Here is a 21,714-nt window from a genome sequence, read left to right as displayed (position 1 = left end):
GACTGCATTCAGCCAATGGATATTTATCGCCGCTAGACTACGAATTGCAGCACAAAGCTGCTTAACATTGTGTCCAGAAAAATGTTGACACATCACAACGCAAGCACCCCGTCTGCCAGTGATACCGATTTATTCAGCAATACCGTGGCAAGGGTTGAGCCCAAGGCAATGGTAACAATGAAGTCAAAGGCTTTATTTTAGAGAGAGTTCGCTTGCCCGAAATGCGCAAAAGAAAGATCAGTACTACATAAGCTAGTATGGTAATGACCAGTGTGCGTAGAATGCTATCCCAACTATCAAAGAAGATGTTATTCATTTCAGTAACGTTATAAATATGCAATACCTTTCATCAGCATTAAACTTTGCCGTTTTGCTCTAACTTTCAACCTGGCTGTTAAATGTTTGACGGTTGTGTCTTTCGCTCAGCAATTTATGCGCTGGAGATTCCGTGAACACAAGCAAGCTGACTGCATGTTAGAGCAAGCAACTGCCAATACAGTTTTAATAGTAACCACAATATAATCACTGATGATTGAAAGATAAAGCGTACAAGGATGTCTTGGGTATAACTGGATTGGTCAATTTCTATTCTTACCAGGTAAGGAAAATTAAAACTCTAGGCCTCTGCTATTGACAGCTAGCACAATTAAAAACACATTGTGCGCAATAATCATTCCTAACTTTTATTCCACTTCATTGTGCGCTTGCGTACAGAACTTCCTGAGTATTAAGTCCAAAATCAAAAATCGTTTGTGCTTTTTTCATAAGGGCTTTAACGAAATCCCTAACTAATCTGGAGGTATTACGATGGCTCATTTAACTGATCCCAAAATGAAAGCATGTGTAGAAGCCTGTACTCAATGTTATCAAATGTGCTTGCATGAAGCGATGAACCACTGTTTGGAAACAGGCGGTGAGCATGTTGCACCCGATCATTTCCGCTTGATGATGAGTTGTGCTGAAATCTGCCAGACCTCAACCAATTTGATGCTGATCCGCTCACCTTTCAGCTCTCAGTTCTGTCGAGTCTGCGCTGAAGTCTGCGAAGCCTGTGCCAGTAATTGTGAAAAGCTTGGCATGGATGAGTGTGCCAGAACCTGCCGCGAATGTGCCAAAAGTTGTAGAGAAATGGCTGGGTAGAGCTAATTGCTAATTTCTTATATACGCTGATGGTCAAGCATAAGAGTTAAATACTGAGGCTTACCGGCGCTATACAAATTTCTGCTGGACAATGGCTCATAGGTAAAATATTGGCTCTTTTATTTTATATAGTACTGGCGCTGGTTTTGCCAGGACAGTCTATGGCAAACTCGTCCGCACCCAAAGAAGCTACGGCAAAATTTGAAATCCGTTTTATGGAAGGGATGATTGGCCATCATGCGATGGGCGTACAAATGACTCAGATCTGTATAAAGAAAGATATCCAAGATGAATTGAAATCATTGTGCAATAGCAACCAGCCAGCAGCAGGAAATCAAACAAATGCAAGGTTGGCTGAACGATTGGTATGATATCCAGCACGAGCCTGAAATGAGTCGAAGTGGTAGTAAACAAATGGAAAAGCTCGACTCCCTCAATGGTGCAGAGTTCGAAATCAAGTTTATGAAAAATATGATTAAGCACCACCGGCAAGCAGTCATAGAAGGAGCCCAGTGTATTGAGCGCGCTTATCATGATGAACTTGAAACACTTTGCGAGAACATCATTCTCACCCAAGCTACTGAAATAAAGCAAATGCGTACCTGGTTGTGTGAATGGCATAATATTTGGGGCTCCCGCGCTAAAGACAACAACCATAAAAATAGCTGAGTTCTATAAATAAATGCATAAGTCAATTTATTGGTTGTGAATTAGCTTCAGGACTCATTAATTTAACGTGAGTTCGACATAAGAAGAGCAGCAAAAGAAATCTGGCCAATTGCTTTGGGAAAATCAGTTTGTGTCCAACTGCTGCATCTGGTTTTGCCGTATAGGGAAAGGCCAGCGTAGGTTGGTTTTAGGGTAAAAACTACACCTGGTCATCAATGGCTAAAGCAAATTGCTGGGAGTGAAAACCACAGCGGGCAATGTCAATGACCGTCGTTCCCTGCCTAAGCTGGCACGCTCTTTGTTTGGGAAACTCTTTGGTGATCAGGGCTATATCTGGCAGCTGCTCTTTGAGCAACTCTGGAAGCAGGATGTGCAGCTCATCACCAAAGTACGTAAGAGTATGAAAGCAAGCTCTGTTGCCGCTATTTGGCAAACTCCTATTACTAAATGTTCGGTTATATTGAGATTGCCAATGATCAATTGAAAAACATCTCGCAAATAGAGCATTTCCGCCATCACAGCCCATTTAACTTCTTTGTTAATCTGATAATCGGATTAGTATATGAAACGTGTTTGTGATAATGATGCACTTTGGGTCATGTGACCTCTTTGTACTGCTACAGTTTGACTACGCGTAGCCGCAATGCATTACTGATCACGCTGACCGAAGATAGCGCCATTGCTGCCGCGGCAAAAATCGGCGAGAGCAAGATACCGAGGAACGGATAAAGCACTCCGGTTGCGATCGGTATGCCAGCCGTATTGTAGAAAAAGGCGAAGAACAGGTTCTGGCGAATATTACGCATTGTCGCCTCAGACAAGTGTCGCGCCCGGACGATGCCTAGCAGATCGCCGCGTAGCAAGGTGATACCCGCGCTTTCGATCGCGACATCGGTGCCTGTGCCCATGGCGATACCCACATCGGCAGTAGCTAACGCTGGGGCATCATTGACGCCATCGCCTGCCATTGCGACCACGCGTCCGTGCTTGCGCAATCTTGCTACAACCGCTGCCTTCTGGTCAGGAAGCACTTCCGCATCGACCTCGTCGATACTGAGGCGACGGGCAACAGCCTCAGCTGTCGTACGGTTGTCACCGGTTAGCATGACGATGCGAATTCCTGCGGCATGCAAGGCATCGATAGCAGCAGGGGTCGATTCCTTTATGGGATCAGCGATGGCGACTATACCAGCAGCCATCCCATCAATCGCCACGAAAATCGCTGTTGCCCCATCCTGGCGAAGGATATCAGCTTCCGGTTTTAGCATCCCGACGTCGATACCTTGTTCTGCCAGGAAGTTTGCGTTGCCAAGTACAATCCGGTGATCATCGACGGTACCCAGCACACCCTTGCCGGTCGGCGAGTCGAAGTCGGTTATCTTTATAAGCGAGATCGATCGCTCTCTAGCTGTATTAACGATGGCAGCAGCTAAAGGGTGCTCGCTTCCTTGTTCCAGGCTGGCCGCGAGACGCAGCAGTTCAGTTTCATTAATATTACCTGCTGTACGAATTGCCGTCACCCTAGGTCTACCTTCGGTCAGCGTGCCAGTTTTGTCGATCACGATAGTGTCGATCTTTTCCATAAGCTCCAATGCTTCGGCATTTTTGATCAGAATCCCTTCAGTCGCACCCCGCCCGACGCCAACCATGATCGACATCGGTGTGGCCAAACCCAATGCACATGGACAAGCGATGATGAGCACGCTGACAGCTACGATCAAGGCATAACCCATGGCTGGCGGCGGCCCCCAGACCGACCAGGCGGCAAAGGCGAGCACAGCGATCAGAATGACTGCGGGAACGAACCAGCTGGCAACAATGTCTGCTAAACGCTGAATGGGTGCGCGCGAGCGCTGAGCTTGCGATACCATACGAACGATCTGTGCCAGCATCGTGTCACGGCCAACTCTCTCAGCGCGCATCACGAAACTTCCCTGCCCGTTGATGGTGCCGCCGATCACATTGTTGCCAGATTGCTTGCGAACCGGCATGGATTCACCGGTTACCATCGACTCGTCAACGCTTGAGCTACCTTCAATCACCTTACCATCGACGGGTATGCGATCGCCGGGACGGACCCGCAGGCGATCACCTACCACCACTTGATCCAGGTTGATTTCCTTTTCTGCATCGTCATCACCCAGACGACGAGCCGTAGCAGGCGACAAGTTGAGCAGGGCTTTAACCGCGCCAGAGGTGCGTTCGCGTGCTCGCAATTCCAGTACCTGACCCAATAGCACCAACACGGTGATGACTGCCGAGGCTTCGAAATAAACGGCGACTGCTCCATCCCGGCTTCGGAAAGTATCCGGAAAGAGATCAGGTGCGATAGTTGCGACGATACTATAGAGCCAAGCAACACCGGTACCCAGCGCGATCAGTGTGAACATGTTGAGTGCGCGATTTTTGATTGATTGCCAGCCGCGTACGAAGAATGGCCATCCTGCCCACAAGACGACAGGTGTTGCTAATGGTAATTGCACCCAATTGGAAGTCTGCGTAGATATTAAGTGTGTCAGCCCAATTAAATGGCCGCCCATTTCCAAAATGAAAATCGGCGTGGTTAATATGAGGCCAATCCAGAAGCGATGAGTCATATCGACGAGTTCCGGATTAGGCGCATTGTCGAGCGACGCCTCTGCCGGCTCCAATGCCATGCCGCAGATCGGACAGCTTCCCGGCCCGGCTTGCCGGATTTGTGGATGCATCGGACAGGTATAGATAGCGTCAGGGGCGGTTTCCCTGGCTGGTGGAGTCTTGCCCGCTAGATAGCTATCGGGTTCGGTCACGAATTTGTCGTGGCAATGGGCAGAGCAGAAATAGTAAGTTTGTTTATCATGCTCAACGCGATGCTTCGCTGTATGTGAATCAACCGGCATACCACAGACGGGATCGGTCGCTATATCATCGTGATTCGTGTGAAGATTGTGGTCATGCTGTACATGCTCGTGATGGCCGTGAGTCATAACTTGCAATCCTTGTAGAATAGTCATCTCTGCTGCGTTTCCGTACTTTAATGCTTGATCGCATCTTTGCGCCGTCAGCCAGTCTTTAGCTGTCACTACGGATCGGCAGTGTGAAAAATAAAAATATTTTTGGATTATAAATAAAAGTATAGTGAATTGAATAACTTGTCAAATTGTTATGCTCTGATGTAACGGGTACTTTATTAAGAAGGATGAATAACTCTTAAAGCTGAGAGATAGTAAAGTTGCAGTTACAAAAACAGAGGCCTTTGCAAGTAAAGGTACATTTTATATAGACTTTTTCGCCATTTCCATTTCCAGTTCCAGTAATTGCCAGAGTAATTTGGTAACAAGATTGCCATGAGTGCACACCTTATAAATGTCACAGTTCCCTCCTCATAACCAATTCTAAAAATAAACCGCTTAATTAGCCTGCCCGTAAGATACTTATTTTTATGAATAAAAAAATAAGAGGTAGTGGGCTTCACGCTTGTATGAGAATAGGGGTGGAGAGAATAATGGCACCAAGAGAGAATGATGTGGCTACACTAAACCGGACACATTCCTTAAAATAACTAGAAGAAAGAGTGTATTTATACTAGCCGCACTTCAAATTTCGGCACTCAAGCGCAATCGATAATCTGAAAATTATCAGTCAACAAGGAGCGTAGCGCTTCCTTATAGAAGTGGGAAGCAGCAAAGAAATCATCACAAGCTTGTTTGAACAAGGCAAAAGTTTGATAGTACTTGCCATACAGAATTTATTTTTTGAAGAATCGCCAATAGCGCTCAATCAGATTCAGATTGGGTGCATAAGGTGGCAGGAAGATCAATTCGATTTTTGAATCTGACAAGTATTCAGTAACGAGCTGAGAGCGATAATAGCGGGCATTATCGCAGATGATGTAAATACGGGCAGCAAAGGGATGTTGTTGCTCGATTTGTTGCAATAATGCTACCGTAGATTGTGCATTGAATTTCTTTAGCAGTGAGATAGAGATTCTCACGCAGATGCTGATCCAGCAACCGCTGCTGTTCCTCTGTAAGCGCAGCATCACTGCCACCAGCGTCATCTCTTTGCAAGGCAGCCAAACCGCTTTTACCCTATCGCTGGAAGGTTTGCGTACCGTTTCACGGTCAATTAACAGGGCTTGTGCAATCTTGATGACCGACCACCCTTTACCTGACAGATAAACAGCTTTAACTCGATCAGCATAACGCTTATCGGTAGTATGAGGTGTTCAAACTCTAACTCAGAGAGTTCTTGATCGATTGAGTAGTAGCGTGAAGACATACAACAATTCTATTCTATTCTATTCTATTCATGACATTGGCGCACTAACTTAACCAAATTTTCATTCATGAGGAGTATATCAAGGATAAGATTAACGTGAGTACTGGATAAGAACAGCAGCAAAAGGAATCTGAATTCCTTATGATGAAAGATGCTCAAAAAAAGCTTCATCATTAGAAGGATCAGATTCCGATGGATATTACAATAGTGATCTTTGTGTTTAATTGACGACTTCTGTAAAGGGTTGGTGCCATGGCAGGATCAGCGCTTTCAACTATGCGTTACTTCTTATCTAATCATTAATTGATGCCTGGTTATATTCAATTTCTACCACTGAAAGCAGTCTTTTTCGTTTGGTTTAGTCTAGCGTCAATTGTCCATGCTGATGAAACCGGACTTCTGAATAAGAGACCTGAGCCGATGGTTTTCGATTTGGTGGATCCGCTTGGCGCAAAAAAGGCGAGACTGAAATCAACACACTTCTTAATTATTCTAACAGCGCCGACCAGCTCAGATGGTCACCTGAAATCGAATATTCGTTTATGGACGGGCATGCGATCGAGTTGGAACTACCCGTCGAAAACACAACTTTAAGTCAGTATAAGGTTTCGCTACAGGGAACTTTGGGAGAATCGCTTCAAAAAAAGATGATTCACGGATGGCAAGTCATCGGACAGAGAAAAAATGATAAAAAGGAGTATGGAGCCGCGCTGCTCTACCTGAACGATTATAAATTCTCGGATAAATGGAGCATGATGAATATGTTTGGCTTCAGGCGTACGGCTTTCAATAAAAATGGAGAATTCATCGGTCTGGCAAACAATAGTTTGTTTTATAGTCATTCTCGGAGGTTCTCGCTCGGGATCGAACTGAATAGTGAATTAACGGAACGTAGCTACCAGTATCGACTAACTCCCCAGATCCAGTATGCTTTCAGTAAAAATTCTGTTATTCAATTTGGGGGCGGTCCCTCCCAGCTCAATGAAGAAAAAAGAACTGAATGGTTGGTTACTTCTCGCCTAGTCCATGATTTCTAGGGTCTGTTGACATTTCACATAGGTAACCATAGATATACACATGCTATAGCTACCATACTCTCGTAATTTCGCTTCAGTTTGTCGTATTGCGTTGCTATTGCCCGATACTGTTTTAGCCTGGCAAAAGCATTCTCCACCCAATGCCGGTATTGATACAAACCCCAATCCATATCTGCATTACTCTTCAACGAGTTGCGCTTTCTCGGTATCACAGCCCGAGCTCCCTTCTTCGTTATCTGTTCCCGTAACCATTCGCTGTCATAGCCCTTGTCTGCAACTATTGCTTTTGCCTCAGGCAACCTGGCAATCAAATCAGGTGCGGCAGAACAGTCATTGACTTCTCCACCGGTGATTTCAAACTCAACTGGCAAGCCATAACCATCGACCGCTAAATGGATCCTGGTGGTATTGCCTGCACGGCTTTTCCCGATAGCCTGTGATGCTTGACTCGCTGCTCCCGCACTATATTGATGCGCTTTAACATAACTGCCATCCATAAATCTCCATTCCCAATCCGGATCAACAGCCCATGCTTTGAAAACATTGAGCCATTTCTTGCTCAATGACCCTGCATGGAATCTTTTATAGATAGAATTCCAGCAGCCGAACACCCGGGGCAGATCGCGCCATGGACAGCCACCCCGCATTCGATACAGTATACCTTCTACCGTCATGCGCAGATTGCGCTTGTTATCAATCGATTCTTGAAGCAGAATCTTCTCCAGCTTCGACCAGTACTCATCATTGAGCATCATTCGGGGCATCGCAAACTCGTTTGGTTGGTGGTGTAGGAACCCCAATATGACGAGTTTGTTTTTATCTATGAAATACTTATCTTAAAACGTCAACAGACCCTAACGATAAAAATGGGTTGGACAGTATGTTATTGTCTCAACATACTGTTCTACTACTTTACACAAGAGAAGGGCACTACCTAATTTTAATAATCTTTAAGGTTTCTTCTTTCCCAGTCGCCAACCTGCTTTTCTGCTTCTTCCTTACTGATTCCATATTTTTTCTGAATATTGCCAACCAACTGATCACGTTTCCCAGCAATCTTGTCGCACTCATCGTCAGTTAGTTCACCCCATTGTTCCTTGACTTTACCTATGAATTGTTTCCAGTTACCTTCTACTTGATCCCAGTTCATCTTGCAGCTCCTTTTTAAGTTTGAATTAAGTGCTACTGCTTAATGCTGATTTCATCGAACATCCATAAAATGCACCAGGATTGGTTCGCATGCAAAGCTACACGTGCTCATTTACGTATAGTTAAATATATTATATTACTGACATGAGAGGGCTTCTGTGCGCTAGTGAACATAGTAATCAACTTAATGTTATCTTCACTTCCGGTGAATTTTTTTCGATTCAAATATTAATCGTCAACCCTTAACATTTAATACCTGCTTCAAGGTATGCTTGATCTTCACCAGATCATTTTGGTTTCCCATGACTTGATCAATATCTTTATAAGCAGCTGGAATCTCATCAATTCTTGATTCATCTTTAGGGCACTCAATCCCTTTAGTCTGCTCTACCAAATCAGCAACGGTGTAAATCATTTTTGCCTCATTTCTACCCAGCCTTCTTCCCGCACCATGAGAGCATGAATGAAAAGACTCATCATTGCCAAGTCCTTCGACGATATATGACTTTGCCCCCATGCTGCCCGGAATAATGCCTAAATCACCTTTTCTTGCTCTGATTGCACCCTTACGTGTAACAAGCACATTTGTCCCGAAATGATGTTCTCTGGCGACATAATTGTGGTGGCAGTTTATGGCTTTATCAGTAATGGTAAATGATGGAAGAAATTCACTCATACACTGCAACACAATATCCATCATGAGCTGCCTGTTAAATTCAGCAAACTCCTGTGCCCATGACACAGCATTAACATAGTCATCGTATATCTCAGTATGCTCCACGAAATAGGCTAAATTTTTGTTGGGCAGATTATTCAGGATAAAATAACGCTCCATTTCTTCCTTGGCTTTCTCAATGAAATAGGAGCCTATTCTGTTGCCGACTCCCCTTGATCCCGAGTGAAGCATTGCCCAAACATAATCAGATTCATCTATGCATATCTCAATAAAATGATTCCCGGTGCCAAGGGTACCCAAGTGGGTAATAGTGTTATATCCTTTGGCTTTAGGGTGTTTAGTAATGATTTCTTCATATTCATCAGAAAGAAACATATTCCAATAATAGGCAATACGTTCAATTGGATTACCCCATGCTCCCCTGTCTCCACTTCCTCCGTTGTTGGTTCTCCCATGAGGTATTCTTTTCTCAATCTCTGAACGCAATTCATAAAGGTTATCAGGCAACATTGAAGCTTTTAACGATGTTTTAACTGCCATCATTCCACAACCAATATCCACACCCACAGCAGCTGGAATGATTGCTCCTTTGGTCGGGATAACCGATCCAATAGTTGATCCAATACCAGCATGCACGTCAGGCATTACAGCAACATGCTTATGGATGAATGGAAGTTCTGATAGATCGGATAGTTGGTTTAATGTGGATTGATCAACTTCATCCGTCCAGATTTTTACAGGCGCACTATTACTTAATACTTTCTTTATGGTCATTCTTTTCCACCAGTTTAAATTTGGAATGTTGACCAACTTTCAGCAAAAATAATCCCCAACAATAGAATGGTATTTCAGTTTTTCGACCGGTCTGCTCTTCCCATCTCTGCCACGTTCTCTCTTCTACACCTATCAGTTTGGCCGCCTGTTTTGTGGCAAGCCCGGCTTTTAACCGAGCTTCTTTTGAGTTGTTTTTGGTCTGCCATCCAGAATTTAACTGTGATTTGGCATACACTATATTCTTGATTATTGTTATTTGTTGAAGTTTAGCTATATCCATTGGATATATTGATGTCAAAAAAGATGACGAGAGATTTGTCAGGATTAACTAATGATAATTATTGCTTATCAAATCGTTAATCCACGAATAGTCCAAGGTTATTTGTTTTCCAGATCAATTTTATAATGACCTGATATTAGCTGCTTGTTTACCTTTAGGTCCGGTAGCCACTTCGAAAGTGACACGTTCAGCCTCTTTCAGCGACTTGAAGCCGTTACTATTAATAGCGGAAAAGTGTGCAAACAAATCCTCTCCACCATCATCTGGAGTAATAAAGCCGTAACCCTTAGCATCATTGAACCATTTAACTGTACCTATTGCCATTTTATTTCCTTAATAATTAATTGAATCATATAGTGATCAGTATTCATAACTGATGTGCTCTTAGGATACCGAGAAAAGTAGATAAAAAAAATACGTGTAAGCACGTAGTAAGCTAACGTGAGTTCGACATAAGAATCATCACATCACGACTGGAAGAGCTTGAGGTATTCTGATGTTAAGCGAGGGTTTCTTCTCGCGAATAATGATGAAACTCTTTTCCTAAATCTTCTTATCATAAGGAGGAATCCAGGTTCCTTTTGCCGCTTTTCTTATGTCGAACTTACGTTAATTTATTAGCAGCATTTATTTTCTATAAGTAAGCTGTTTCCTTCGCCTACCAATACCGGAAATAAATTACTTGATTAGTCCGCGTGTAATGATTTGATTTGTATAGTAAAAAAATACATACTTGCGGACTTCGCTCCTGCAAGACGGGTAGGGGCGGAGAGAATAATAGCGCAGAGAGAGAAAAAATTTGCTGATTTGAGGTATCAAGGTATTGGTGTTGAAACCGGACCCGATAATCAGGTGCTGGTCACACAGAATTTTTGCTGAAGAATATTAGTTATACTGCAAGTGCCTATGATTATTCTTATCATATTGATAGCGCATTATTTGCTTCCCCGCATCGGAAACATGGATGTGATTCTCGGCATTACTTCGATATCAAACCCAACAGCCCGTCGCTCTGTGTGGTATTTTGTAACACAATAAACTTATTTACGGGATGAACCTCCAAGGCATGGGGGAGAATTATTTGTTTCACCGCCTTTATCAGACCACTCTTTACTAGTCATTGTATTCAAAGTAAGCGCATGTATAGAATGAGCAAGTTCATCTGCTAGGATTTTATTAACCATTCGATGGCGAGCTAAAAGCATTTTTCCCTGAAATTCGTCGGAAACGATAATCACTTTAAAATGTGATTCAGATCCTTTGGGCACATTATGCTTGTGGCTTTCATTGATTACTTCCAGAAACTGAGGTTGTAGTGATTGAAGTTTGGTTTCGATGGATTCTTTGATATTCATTATTAACTCTTGCAATAAATTTATTTATGCGGGGTAGCATTTTATATCAGGACCATAAAATCTACTTTTCACAATCTGATGTGGGATTGCGGTTAAACTTGGATATAGTGATGTGATATAACCTAGATTAACTAGGTTAGACGTAAAAAGAAGCATACTAACCGATTTCCTAATTTTAAATGAGTAAATGAGCAAGACTTGACTCTATCAGGGCCGTTAAATTAGAGCCATGGCTCCCGGACTATGACTCGAGAAACTGAAGCCTCTATATTTGCAGGCCGGTTTTCTAGCGAATGATTGACTGAGATTTCTGCGCTATTTATATTTCCAGTCTCAGTGATTGTCGTAATGGTCTGGAGTGAGATTACCATGAGCGCCCGTCTTATCAATGCAACGGTTTCCTCCGCCTGCCAATGCTGCAAATAAACCGCTTGATTAATCCGCGCGTAATTCATTGATTTTCATAAACTAAAAAATATGCACTTGTGGACTTCACACTTGTATGACGGGTAGGGGAGGAGAGAATAACAGGGCGAAGAGAAAAAAAATGAGCGAATTTGGTGAATCTCTTGAAGCTAGGAAGTCCGCAATAATCCGCATGAACCCGCGCAAACACGCAAGAGTAGGCATAAAAAAACCAACCGGATGAAGGGTTGGTTTTTGGTATTGGTGGGGCGGCGACTACCGAATATGGTTAATAAGTAACTGTTAATAAAATAAAATTATAATCTATCACGATTTGGTTACCCCTTAAGTTACCCCTAAAAAGTTTGTCTTTGAGGCAAGTAAGCGTGACACACTCGCATCGAAGGCCAGCTTGAAGTCGGGATCGGATGCATATCGTTTGTACAGGTCTAACTCTCGACGGCGTTCGATGCTAATCGCCTGTTGGATCAGGCGCTCCAGCGCCAGTTGTCGGTTCTGACTGTCTGGGTTGTCTTCGACCTGGGCCTTGTAGTCGGCGTGATTCATCACATGCTTGGCTATGCTAACGAACTTCACGCGCTGTTCTTCTGGGGTGGCCTCCCAACCGGCGAAGTGGCGCTCGTTGAAGGCACGCACGATCTCGTCGAGCGGATCTTGGTCGCCGTCGCTGAAGTGGCCGCCACGGACGTTCGGGTTCTGGGGCTCCAGTTCGGTTTCGGAAGCATTCAAGCCAATCTTCACCTCAAGGCGTGACCTTTCCAGCCCGTAGGTAGAAAGATCAACACTGTTCAGCAGTTCATCCAGCTTGTCCTGATCCGGGTCCTTCACCTTCAGCTTTGGGATCAGAAACTTTAGGAACCAGTGCAGCATTTCCCAGTTCACGTTGTTGAACGAGATGATGGCGGCCACCTGGGCGTATATTTTCACGAACTGCTTAGCCTTGATCTTGAAGTCGATCCGTTGCTCATCGTCGAGGTCGGCTTCGAAGCGTGCCACCACGGTATCGATGGACGGATGCAGTTCCTCGGCTTCAGCGCTGGCAAAGAACTTCTCGTTGAAAGTCGTCACCTCCGACCAGTCGTAAATGCCGAAGTCATCCAGCACATCCTTGAGGTCGTGCAGCACGTTGACGTCGGTGGGTTCGCTCAGGGTGGTGGCCGTGTAGAACGGGTCGAATGCGGTCTTGATATCGTCTATTGTGTTGTAGAAGTCGAGCACGAAGGTGTCGGTCTTCCCCAGCTTCCAGTTGCAGCGGTTTAGGCGTGAGAGCGCCTGCACCGCGAGTACCCCTTGCAGCTTCTTGTCTACGTACATGGTATGAAGCATGGACTGGTCGAAGCCGGTCAGGTATTTGTTGGCGACGACCAGGATCTTGAAATCATCTTTCTCGAACTCCTCGGGCAAGTCACGGGCAGGAATGCCATTGAGCCCATCCTCGGTGTACTTGATACCATCGATGATTTTCTCGCCCGAGAAGGCCACCAACGCCTTGAATGGCGCGTTGGCCTCTTGCAACGCGGTACGGATGGCGAAGAAGTAGCGAATCGCGCATTCGATATTGCGCGTGACGACCATTGCCTTCGCCTTGCCCTTGAGCTTCTTGGCCTGCCAGACGTTACTCATGAAGTGACCGGCCATGATCTTGGCCTTCACTTCGATAGTCCGGGGGCTGGCTTCGACGAAGGCCTTGAGCTTTTTCTGGGCCTTAGCCGTGTCGAACAAAGGGTTCTCTTCGACCGATTTCTGAACCTCGTAGTAGCTCTTGTAGGTCGTGTACTTCTCCAGCACGTCGAGGATGAATTTCTCCTCGATGGCCTGCTTCATGGAATACAGATGGAAGGGGTAGAACTTCCCATCCGGGCCTTGTCGTCCGAACTTCTCCAACGTGGCGGGTTTCGGGGTGGCGGTGAAGGCGAAGTAGCTGGCGTTCTTGCTCATCTTGCGAGCAGCCATCGCGGTCAGAATTTGGTCTTGGACATCCAACGGCTCCTCGTCTCCATTGCCAGTGAGTGTTTCGTTGACTTTATCAGCAGCGATACCGGACTGAGAGGAATGTGCCTCGTCAATTATTACCGCGAAGGTTCGATCAGAAAGCTGACCAATGCCGTCCACAATGAAGGGAAACTTCTGGACGGTGGTAATGATGATTTTCTTTCCTGCCTCTAAATTGTATCGGAGCTCTTGCGCGCTTTCGCAGTGCGCAATGATGTTCTTGGTCTCGGAGAAGAGCTTAATGTTGTCCTTGAGCTGGGTATCAAGCACCCGGCGATCGGTCACGACCACCACGGAATTGAACACGTTGGCGTTGCCTGCCGTGTCGTACAGCTCTACCAATTGATAGGCCAGCCAAGTGATCGAATTGGATTTGCCCGAGCCTGCCGAATGCTGGATCAAGTAGGTCTGGCCGACATCATGCTGTTTGGCGTCAGCCAAGATGCCGCGCACCACGTCCAGCTGGTGATAACGGGGGAAGAACAGCGCTTTGCGCTCCTTGCCCGTCTTCTTGTCCTTCTTGATGGTGAACTTGGCGAACTGTTCGATGATGTTGGTCAGACTGCGGCGCGGCAGGATGTTTTCCCAGAGGTAGGCCGTTTTGTGGCCTTGCGGATTGACGGGGTTGCCCTTGCCAAAGTTGAAGCCCTTGTTGAACGGCAAGAAATTGCTGTCATTTCCGGTCAACTGGGCACACATGTAGGCCTCGTCCGGGTCCACCGCAAAGTGGACCAGACAGCGGCCAAATTCAAACAGCGGCTCACGCGGGTCGCGGTCGGTGCGGTACTGCTTGATGGCGTTGTGGACGTTCTGGCCGGTCCAGGGGTTTTTCAGCTCCAGTGTGGCAATCGCCAGGCCATTGATGAAGAGCACCATGTCCACCGATTTGAAGGTGTCGCTACTACCCAAACCCTGGCTGTAATGCACCTGCCGGGTGACGCTGAAAACGTTGGCCGCAAAGTTGGCAACAACTTCCGGGTTCAGGCCGTTGTAGGGCAGCCGGTACAGCAGATCGAAATGGGCATCATCGATGTCCAGTCCCTTCTTCAGGACCGCCAATACGCTGTCTTTCTTGATCTTCTTGTTCAGCCGCTCCAGTAGCAGCCGTTGCCAGTTCGGGCGATCCTTCAGCTTCGCCAGCTCCTTCGGCTGGGTGGCTTCGAGGAATTGCCAGAAGAGTTTGCCGTCGATGGCAAACTCTCTGTCGAAATCAGCCGGATTGCCAATGCAGTAGCTGTCCTTGGCGAGAGCGTTTTCGATGTGCGTTTCGAGCGCTGCTTCGTTGGTTTGGCTGACCATCTATCCCCCTCAGACCCTTATTCTTCCTGCTACAGCTTCAGCAATTAGTGAAGATTTCATGTCCTTTAGTGCTGAAATCTCTTTTGCAACAGAGTCAATGATTTTGGCATATTTCGTTTTGCTCTTATTGCAAAAGTCCAATATGGCATCTTGCTCCGACAGTGGAGGCACTAGCACAGGAAGGTTTCCGAGCTTTGTCTTATTGGTTGATGCCAAATTTGTTGTCTTATTTGCCGTGGTTGTGAAATAGCGTCGTGCGTAAGAAACGCCAGTGATCAACGCAACAAATTCTGGTCGTACACGTTTGAGGATGCGGACTGCAAAAACGTGGTTCTGATGTAAACACTCTTCGATCTGGCCGTCCCAGCAGTTTCCACGCCCAAGCTTGTCAATGTCGCCACCCTCAGTGACAAGGATGTTACCTGCCCGCAAGAGATAGTTCTTTGCCTCTCGTATTGGTAGAATGATTTCCGTGACGGTCGAAAGGTTAATATACCCATCTTGAACGTTGGCGACTCGAAGGTAGGGATAAGATTTTGTCGATTTAGATAATACGAAATTTTTTCCCAGCGTCACGCCACTTTGCACTGTTGAGATGTGCTTCAAAGGCACGATTTCCCAGTGTTCAGGAACCGATTCGATCCACTCAGATTCGCCGTTCCTAAGAGGGGCTGCTCGATCAAGACCCAAAGTAACTGCCCGATTAGTCTGAATAGAGCGCTGCTCGTTGAGTAGCTCAATCAGCCGCTCTTTCTTCATAATTGCGGCGTCGATTTCGGCTGTCTTCTGGTCAAGAAAGGCAACGATACGGTCTTGTTCATCTCGCGGGGGAACGGGTAGCACCAGTTTTTTGAATTCATCGAATTCAATGCTTTCCCGGAGCTCCATCATGCCCTTCGAGATTTTGATCAGGCTCTGCTGGAATGGTCTGACCTTGAAGAGATAACCAAGGTACTTATGATTGGTGCGGCTAAGATCTTTGGGGTAAAGCACAAAGTACACTTGGCTTAATGCCCCGTGAAATCGAGAAATCCCGAGCGACCCTATAATGGCGTTCATCTTGTTAACGACCAAATCGCCTGGATAAACGACCTTGTAGTTCTCAATATTTTCTGATTTTTTGTTTCCGATATTGCCCTTTTCGTCGTAAGGAATAATTCCGATATCTTTCATCACTGAAAGAATGAAGTCCGTCTTGGGTCCTTTATTCTTCTCTTTGCGCTCTTTAAAAAGCGCACGGATTGGCTGAACTCTCCAATCAGCAGGAATTTTCGAAGCCCATTCAATAGTCGTCGGCTTGTAGCTCTCGTAGCGCTGCATCACGCCACCTCCTTCAAGCGATCAGCCGACCACAGTCGTTCGGCGATACCCTTGTAGAGGCTGAATCGTTCGTCGAAGTTGGCCTTCTTGAATTCCATGAATGCTTTGAAGGGCAGGCCGGTTTCCGCTTTCAGCTTGAGAAAACCGGGATTATGGACGTAGCACATGGGGTGCAGTGAGCGCGCCAGCAAGTTTTCGCTTTGGTAGTGCTCCAGCTTCTCGCTGTAGGGCTTGTCGTTCAGGCTGGCGTTGATCTTCTTCGGCAGCAGCACCAGCCCGCCCACCTTGTTGCGGTGCGTGGAAAACTCCTGCGCATGCGCGAATTCATCCGTATGGCGCTCGAAGTGGTTGGCCCACAGGTGTTCGATCTCGTAGGCATTCTTGCCGGAACGAACGATGTATTCCAGATACCTCCCTGGCTGTCCGCTTTGCTCCTCCAACCAGTGGGTGAAACGGGCCAACTGGCGGTGCAGGCTCTTAGCGTTCCAGCTGTAGAGGTAAGGCTGATCGTCGAGCGGTAGTTCGGTTTGATCATTGGTCAGCCGGGTGATTAGCTTGTCGCGCAGCGCATATAGAGACAGGTTGCGCAGTTCCTTGGTCAGCAGGAAGGTCGCGTATTGCAGCGTGGAATAATCGATCGACTTGAAATTCCACAGACGGCGGTTGAGCCAGCAGTCGAGGTAATCCGCTGTCAGCTTGAGCTTGGCCTTGACCGTGGCCTCATCGTCGGTCGGCAACAATGGGGCCAGCAGCACCTGAAATTGCTGGGTGAAGCAGTGATCCGCGTTGAAGCGGACTGATTCCAGCCCGGGCTTCAAGGTCTCGGACGCTTCCAGCAGTTCCAGGTAGACGCGAGCGAAGAAACGCAGATCTTGGCGCACCCAGCGGTTGAAATCATCGCTGGCGTTCAGGCCGATCAGGTCATCCTTGGCACGGACCCAGCGGTGATACTCGGTGCCGATCAGATCAAAGTCTTCCGGCTTCGCACCTTTTTTCCGTTCGCGGATGCCTTGCGCATACTTGGCGCGCAGCCAAGCCTTGAAGAAATCAGCTTCGCTCTCCTTAGTGTCGCGCTCGCTGTCACGCTTGGCGAAGGTCAGCAGCCAGTGCTTGATTTCCTTGTTGGCTTCGGCCCGCTTGGCGGTGTCGGCGATGCTCGCCAGCAGGTAGCCTTTGAGCATGTCAGTGTTGGAGAGCGACAGCCCACGATCATTCATGGTCTCGAAAATCGTGTAGGCATCAGCGTCTGCGTAGGCCGTGATCTCGACCAGTTGGGTCTTGTAGCAAAGCCAGTCCACGAAGTATAGCAGGGCGTTGTTGTTCGCAATCTCGGCGGGAAAGGCTTCCACGATATCGTTATAGCGCCCGATAAGATTCTGGATCGATTCGACCTGATCTACAGCATCGTAGGAAGTGCCATCGAACAGCGCGTTCATGCACTCGTTGCGCTCGGGAATGTCGAGGTTGAAGGATTTCTCGCCGTACTTCTCGGAGAAGATCATATTCCCGATCGAAACGGGGTCGGATCGGTCTTTCTGGATGTTGTGCAGGTAGATCAGCAGCAGCGTGAGGCTGGTCAACCGTTGCTGACCATCCACGATCTGCTTCTTCTCGTCCGGCTGACTGATGACGATAGAGCCCAGGAAATAATGACCGTAAGAAGCTACGCCCTTGCGCTCATGTTGCGGTTGGTACTCTTCCAGGAACGCCGTGGTGAGGTCGGAAATTAGCTCAACGATCTGCTTGGTCTGCCATTTGTATTCGCGCTGGTAGTAGTCGATGCCGTACTTGGTATCGCTCAGCAGTTCGCGCACGCTGCGTGTCTTGACCTGAATTTCCTTCATTGCTTGGCTCCCGATACAAAGCTCACCAGCTGCTTGAGTAAGCCATCGGTTTCAGCCTCCAGCGCCAGGATTTCCGCAGTCACTTCTTCCAGGCTGCGCAGCGGCTTGTGCTGATAGAAATACTTGTTGAAGCTGATCTCGTAGCCGATCACAGTCTTGTCGATGGCGATCCACGCTTCCTCCACATGCGGACGCACTTCGCGGATGAAGTAGTCATGAATCACACTAGACGCGGGCAGACTGGTATCGAGCGCCAGCGGCACGTTTTCGGTGTCGCGCAGTTCGCTGTCCGGCTCGTACTCGATATATTCGCCGGTCGATGTCGCCGTGTAGCCATAGTCGCCAAGTTTGTCCTTGGTCGTTCCGAGCTCTGCCAGCAATTCGTCAAGCTTGGCGCCATTGAGCTTGTGGATCTTTTTGATGACCTTCTTCGCGCGCTCGTCGCGCCAGCTGACAGCATTCAGGATTTGCTTACGGTGTGCCGTGGACAGCTTCAAGTTTAGCGCCTTGAGCGCGTCGTCTACTATTCCCTCGAAGTGGTTGAAGTCGAGGGATTCCCCTGCACCGATTTTTTCCGCCAATTGTTGTGCGGTGTACATAATGTCGCGTTGCTCGCACCACGTGGCTTCGGACAGCAGCTCCTTCCGGTTCTTGGGGGAAAGGGCGATTTCTTCCCGTTCAAGGTGTAGTTCGATGGCTTCGGTATGCGACTTCAGGTTGGTATAGACCTCGTCGCCATATTTACCGTACATCCATTCCATAATGTCCTGCATACCCGGTGTGAAGCGTAACATGGCGATAAGCTCGGGGCTGAACTGAGCAGCCAAGCGTAGCGGTCGTTCCACCGCTACCTTGTAATAGCCGAAGTCCCGGTTATTGAACACTTTGGAAATCCGTTCGTTCGGCATTTCCAAGTACAGTTGCGTAATTTGATGGATGTGTTCGTCGCTGAACTCGCAGTTTTTCTCCCCCAGGTTTTTGCGCAGCTTCCGGTAGAGGTTGCTGGCGTCAATCAACTGCACTTTCCCCTTGCGCTTGTCGGTCTTGTTGTTCGACAATATCCAGACGTAAGTAGTAATACCGGTGTTGTAGAATAGGTTGTTTGGCAATTGGATAATAGCTTCGAGGTAGTCGTTCTCGATGATGTGACGGCGGATGTTGCTTTCACCACTGCCTGCATCTCCCGTGAAAAGCGCAGAGCCGTTATGGACCGAAGCGATACGTGAGCCTATGGCGCTATCACTGCGGCGCTTCATCTTGTTGACCATCTCCATCAAGAACAAGAGCTGGCCGTCCGAAGAACGTGGAATCGCCTTTTCAGTCTTGGGAGTATCGCCCTTGTAGCCTGTCAGTTCTACTTGAAAACGATGGTCGACGATTTCTTTTCCGTCCAAAATGTTCTTTTGGTCGCTCGCCCATGATTTTCCATAGGGAGGATTGGAAAGCATAAAATCGAAGCGCGTGCTGGAAAATTCGTTCAACGAGAGGGTAGAGCCGAATTTAATCTTGTCGGGATCATTCCCCTTGATCATCATGTCCGACTTACAGATGGCGTAGGTCTCAGGGTTGACTTCTTTCCCATATAGGAACACTCCCACCTTGGCCCTTACGTCGCCTTCGGGATCAGTGATGAAATCCTGAGACTCGGTCAGCATGCCCCCGCTACCGCAAGCCGGGTCGTAGATCGTCAACGGGTTGGGCAACTGGTCTTTAACCGGAATAAAGACCAAGTTGGTCATCAGCTTGATTACTTCCCGAGGCGTAAAGTGCTCACCAGCCTCTTCGTTGTTCTCCTCGTTGAATTTGCGGATCAGTTCTTCAAACACGTAGCCCATGCCGAGGTTTGAAAGTCCTGGCTGGGTGCGCCCATCTGGGCCTTTCCTGTTATTTGGACTAAGGTTGATTTCCTCTGAGACGAATTTCTCGATGACATCGTGCAGCACGTCAGACTGCACCATTTTGCGAATCTGATTGCGAAGATCGAACTTCTCGACAATCTCTTTCACGTTATCAGAGAAGCCATCGAGGTAATTCTTTAGATTGGCTTCCAGTTGGGAGGGGTTGCCTAGTAGCGATTTCAAGGTGAAACGAGAGATGTTGTAGAACACGTAGCCCGACGCCTCTCGCAGGCCATGCGGATCGAGGTCGGCCATTTCTGCGTCTTCACGCTGGAAACGAACTTCTTCGAGTACTATTTCCTTAGTTGGCTCCAGCAGGCAATCCAAACGTCGCAGCACGAACATCGGTAGGATGACATCGCGGTATTTGCCGCGCACGAATACATCCCTGAGGCAATCATCGGCGATAGACCAAATGAAGCTGACGATTTTATTATGAACTGAGTGATCCATTATTTTGTATATTTTATTTTAGCAGCCGACAATCTTTCTGAGTACGGCTGGCGAACCATTTTCTTAGTTTTGGCCGGGTTCCGTAGATCCCACTTCGGTACTGAGCCCATGTTGCTGCGCATAGGTAATGATTAGTACTCTCCCCATCGAGGCGATGGGGCAATACTCGTGTTCAGCCGCCATCCACAGCAACTGCTTTATCTCTACCGAAGTGCGGATGGAAATGGTTTCGTCTTTCCGGCGCTTTATGACGTAGTCTTAATACAGATGTGTTGCAAATGTACTGCGTTTTGCGAAATTTTTCCACTATGCAAGCAACTTTTGAGGATCTTGGTTCGCTGACCCGCCCTTCGGCTCGCAATGTCGACAATCTGCTCAGGTATAGATTTTTGATGAGGTGACAATATGATCACTGCGAGAATCCAGCATTAGGTATCTTCTCCTTCAATACACAAAAATTGCCAGCCTGCGACGGCATCCATGCCATCGAGCGTTGGATTGTCAGTCAGCGCAGCATGCAAATGCCGAGTGACCGCTCCAGTCTTTTTGTCGTAAAGAAAAACAGGGGAGATATAGCGATATTCACCAGCTTTGATCATCTGGCTGGCGCGTTCGGTCCATTCGACATCGACGGCAAATAAACCTGATTCACGCCATTGCAGCTCGCCGAACCATGCCGCAGCAGGAGCGGGCTGACCGTTTTGTGCTGCAAGCAGAGTCTGGTGCTCATAATCCAGTACGGTCTTATTGGTAAGTGTTTCAAACCAGGAAATGACGCTTCCTGCCAAGGTCGCATAGATAAGCCAGTGTAGGACATTAGCGTACGTCCATCCGTGGCACGTAATTCGCGTAGAAAATAGCTGGATCTCCCAAACAGGCATCATAGAAATAGAGCATGAGGTCAGTCAGATAGAAAGTTCAACTTATTGGAGTTGTTTTTGATTCATGCCACAATAGAATAGTACCGGCAGCAATGAAGGGGATTAAGGGGGTCTCAATTCCTGCTTAAATCAGAGGCTTAATTTAAAGAAGACTAGGGTCTGTTGACATTTCACATAGGTAGCCACAGATATCCACACGCTATGGCTACCATACTTTCATAATTTCGCTTCAGCTTGTCGTATCGTGTCGCTATTGCCCGG

At 47.2% G+C, this 21,714-nt stretch carries 18 protein-coding genes and 1 pseudogene; 5 read left to right on the top strand and 14 right to left on the bottom strand.

Annotation, left to right across the window (positions count from 1 at the left end):
* Nucleotides 1–807: 807 nt before the first annotated feature.
* The 4 genes from BM283_RS13475 to BM283_RS13460 all read left to right on the top strand — a co-directional run bounded on the left by BM283_RS13475 (nucleotide 808) and on the right by BM283_RS13460 (nucleotide 2,293).
* The gene (locus BM283_RS13475; protein ID WP_090693979.1) at nucleotides 808–1,140 is read left to right on the top strand and encodes a four-helix bundle copper-binding protein; all 333 of its coding nucleotides are present in this window, start codon (nucleotides 808–810) and stop codon (nucleotides 1,138–1,140) included.
* Nucleotides 1,141–1,250: 110 nt separating this feature from the next.
* Nucleotides 1,251–1,511, top strand: coding sequence for a DUF305 domain-containing protein (locus BM283_RS13470; RefSeq protein ID WP_090693977.1), 261 nt, complete (start codon nucleotides 1,251–1,253; stop codon nucleotides 1,509–1,511).
* Nucleotides 1,483–1,809 carry a DUF305 domain-containing protein gene (locus tag BM283_RS13465; RefSeq protein ID WP_090693975.1) on the top strand — a complete coding sequence of 109 codons (327 nt, stop codon included), beginning with the start codon at nucleotides 1,483–1,485 and terminating at the stop codon, nucleotides 1,807–1,809. Before BM283_RS13470 ends, BM283_RS13465 begins: the two co-directional genes overlap by 29 nt.
* Nucleotides 1,810–2,047: 238 nt before the next feature.
* Entirely contained in the window at nucleotides 2,048–2,293 is a 246-nt protein-coding gene (locus tag BM283_RS13460; protein ID WP_175492147.1) for a transposase, read from the top strand.
* Between the two features lie 133 nt (nucleotides 2,294–2,426).
* On the opposite strand, the gene BM283_RS13455 is transcribed toward BM283_RS13460, so the two are convergent.
* Entirely contained in the window at nucleotides 2,427–4,871 is a 2,445-nt protein-coding gene (locus tag BM283_RS13455; protein WP_368086440.1) for a heavy metal translocating P-type ATPase, read from the bottom strand.
* Between the two features lie 665 nt (nucleotides 4,872–5,536).
* Complete coding sequence (locus tag BM283_RS19535) at nucleotides 5,537–5,782, bottom strand: transposase (RefSeq protein ID WP_217646529.1); 246 nt, start codon at nucleotides 5,780–5,782, stop codon at nucleotides 5,537–5,539.
* An 829-nt stretch (nucleotides 5,783–6,611) separates the two neighbouring features.
* On the opposite strand from BM283_RS19535, the gene BM283_RS13445 reads away from it, so the two are divergent.
* Nucleotides 6,612–7,106, top strand: a complete 495-nt coding sequence (locus BM283_RS13445; RefSeq protein ID WP_254776371.1) for a hypothetical protein — start codon at nucleotides 6,612–6,614, stop codon at nucleotides 7,104–7,106.
* Nucleotides 7,107–7,120: 14 nt separating this feature from the next.
* Here the strand turns inward: BM283_RS13445 and BM283_RS13440 are convergent, their stop codons facing one another.
* From BM283_RS13440 to BM283_RS18220, 12 genes and pseudogenes are all read right to left on the bottom strand, one after another.
* On the bottom strand, nucleotides 7,121–7,870 hold the full coding sequence (locus BM283_RS13440) for an IS5 family transposase (RefSeq protein WP_090693971.1): 750 nt from the start codon (nucleotides 7,868–7,870) through the stop codon (nucleotides 7,121–7,123).
* Nucleotides 7,871–8,046: 176 nt separating this feature from the next.
* Nucleotides 8,047–8,256 (bottom strand): CsbD family protein, encoded by a 210-nt coding sequence (locus BM283_RS13435; RefSeq protein ID WP_090693968.1) that lies wholly within the window; start codon nucleotides 8,254–8,256, stop codon nucleotides 8,047–8,049.
* A gap of 234 nt (nucleotides 8,257–8,490) precedes the next feature.
* Nucleotides 8,491–9,705 carry an RtcB family protein gene (locus tag BM283_RS13430; protein ID WP_090693967.1) on the bottom strand — a complete coding sequence of 405 codons (1,215 nt, stop codon included), beginning with the start codon at nucleotides 9,703–9,705 and terminating at the stop codon, nucleotides 8,491–8,493.
* The gene (locus BM283_RS13425) at nucleotides 9,680–9,985 is read right to left on the bottom strand and encodes a helix-turn-helix domain-containing protein (RefSeq protein WP_090693964.1); all 306 of its coding nucleotides are present in this window, start codon (nucleotides 9,983–9,985) and stop codon (nucleotides 9,680–9,682) included. Before BM283_RS13425 ends, BM283_RS13430 begins: the two co-directional genes overlap by 26 nt.
* 120 nt (nucleotides 9,986–10,105) lie before the next feature.
* Complete coding sequence (locus BM283_RS13420; RefSeq protein WP_046849668.1) at nucleotides 10,106–10,309, bottom strand: cold-shock protein; 204 nt, start codon at nucleotides 10,307–10,309, stop codon at nucleotides 10,106–10,108.
* 716 nt (nucleotides 10,310–11,025) lie between these two features.
* The gene (locus tag BM283_RS13415) at nucleotides 11,026–11,340 is read right to left on the bottom strand and encodes a BolA family protein (RefSeq protein ID WP_090693962.1); all 315 of its coding nucleotides are present in this window, start codon (nucleotides 11,338–11,340) and stop codon (nucleotides 11,026–11,028) included.
* Nucleotides 11,341–12,090: 750 nt separating this feature from the next.
* Nucleotides 12,091–15,057, bottom strand: coding sequence for a type I restriction endonuclease subunit R (locus BM283_RS13405; protein WP_090693958.1), 2,967 nt, complete (start codon nucleotides 15,055–15,057; stop codon nucleotides 12,091–12,093).
* 9 nt (nucleotides 15,058–15,066) lie between these two features.
* Nucleotides 15,067–16,377 (bottom strand): restriction endonuclease subunit S, encoded by a 1,311-nt coding sequence (locus tag BM283_RS13400; protein ID WP_090693956.1) that lies wholly within the window; start codon nucleotides 16,375–16,377, stop codon nucleotides 15,067–15,069.
* Nucleotides 16,377–18,221 carry a DUF262 domain-containing protein gene (locus tag BM283_RS13395; RefSeq protein WP_090693953.1) on the bottom strand — a complete coding sequence of 615 codons (1,845 nt, stop codon included), beginning with the start codon at nucleotides 18,219–18,221 and terminating at the stop codon, nucleotides 16,377–16,379. Before BM283_RS13395 ends, BM283_RS13400 begins: the two co-directional genes overlap by 1 nt.
* Nucleotides 18,218–20,572 carry a type I restriction-modification system subunit M gene (locus tag BM283_RS13390; RefSeq protein WP_090693950.1) on the bottom strand — a complete coding sequence of 785 codons (2,355 nt, stop codon included), beginning with the start codon at nucleotides 20,570–20,572 and terminating at the stop codon, nucleotides 18,218–18,220. The genes BM283_RS13395 and BM283_RS13390 overlap by 4 nt, the downstream gene beginning before the upstream one ends.
* Before the next feature lie 428 nt (nucleotides 20,573–21,000).
* Complete coding sequence (locus tag BM283_RS13380; protein ID WP_090693944.1) at nucleotides 21,001–21,456, bottom strand: phage protease; 456 nt, start codon at nucleotides 21,454–21,456, stop codon at nucleotides 21,001–21,003.
* Between the two features lie 167 nt (nucleotides 21,457–21,623).
* Nucleotides 21,624–21,714, bottom strand: a pseudogene (locus BM283_RS18220) (IS5/IS1182 family transposase); the annotation flags it as partial.

The sequence above is a fragment of the Nitrosomonas sp. Nm34 genome (genome assembly GCF_900113925.1).
Lineage (GTDB): Bacteria > Pseudomonadota > Gammaproteobacteria > Burkholderiales > Nitrosomonadaceae > Nitrosomonas.
This window is presented reverse-complemented; position numbering and strand designations above follow the sequence as displayed.

Excerpts from the sequence above, each read along its gene's own strand:
- BM283_RS13380 (WP_090693944.1), bottom strand. The coding sequence starts at position 21,456 with ATGATGCCTGTTTGGGAGATCCAGCTATTTTCTACGCGAATTACGTGC.
- BM283_RS13420 (WP_046849668.1), bottom strand. The coding sequence starts at position 10,309 with ATGGCAATAGGTACAGTTAAATGGTTCAATGATGCTAAGGGTTACGGC.
- BM283_RS13415 (WP_090693962.1), bottom strand. The coding sequence starts at position 11,340 with ATGAATATCAAAGAATCCATCGAAACCAAACTTCAATCACTACAACCT.
- BM283_RS13440 (WP_090693971.1), bottom strand. The coding sequence starts at position 7,870 with ATGCCCCGAATGATGCTCAATGATGAGTACTGGTCGAAGCTGGAGAAG.
- BM283_RS13390 (WP_090693950.1), bottom strand. The coding sequence starts at position 20,572 with ATGGATCACTCAGTTCATAATAAAATCGTCAGCTTCATTTGGTCTATC.
- BM283_RS13445 (WP_254776371.1), top strand. The coding sequence starts at position 6,612 with ATGGACGGGCATGCGATCGAGTTGGAACTACCCGTCGAAAACACAACT.
- BM283_RS13475 (WP_090693979.1), top strand. The coding sequence starts at position 808 with ATGGCTCATTTAACTGATCCCAAAATGAAAGCATGTGTAGAAGCCTGT.
- BM283_RS13400 (WP_090693956.1), bottom strand. The coding sequence starts at position 16,377 with ATGCAGCGCTACGAGAGCTACAAGCCGACGACTATTGAATGGGCTTCG.
- BM283_RS13430 (WP_090693967.1), bottom strand. The coding sequence starts at position 9,705 with ATGACCATAAAGAAAGTATTAAGTAATAGTGCGCCTGTAAAAATCTGG.
- BM283_RS13465 (WP_090693975.1), top strand. The coding sequence starts at position 1,483 with ATGCAAGGTTGGCTGAACGATTGGTATGATATCCAGCACGAGCCTGAA.
- BM283_RS13435 (WP_090693968.1), bottom strand. The coding sequence starts at position 8,256 with ATGAACTGGGATCAAGTAGAAGGTAACTGGAAACAATTCATAGGTAAA.
- BM283_RS13395 (WP_090693953.1), bottom strand. The coding sequence starts at position 18,221 with ATGAAGGAAATTCAGGTCAAGACACGCAGCGTGCGCGAACTGCTGAGC.
- BM283_RS13405 (WP_090693958.1), bottom strand. The coding sequence starts at position 15,057 with ATGGTCAGCCAAACCAACGAAGCAGCGCTCGAAACGCACATCGAAAAC.
- BM283_RS13425 (WP_090693964.1), bottom strand. The coding sequence starts at position 9,985 with ATGGATATAGCTAAACTTCAACAAATAACAATAATCAAGAATATAGTG.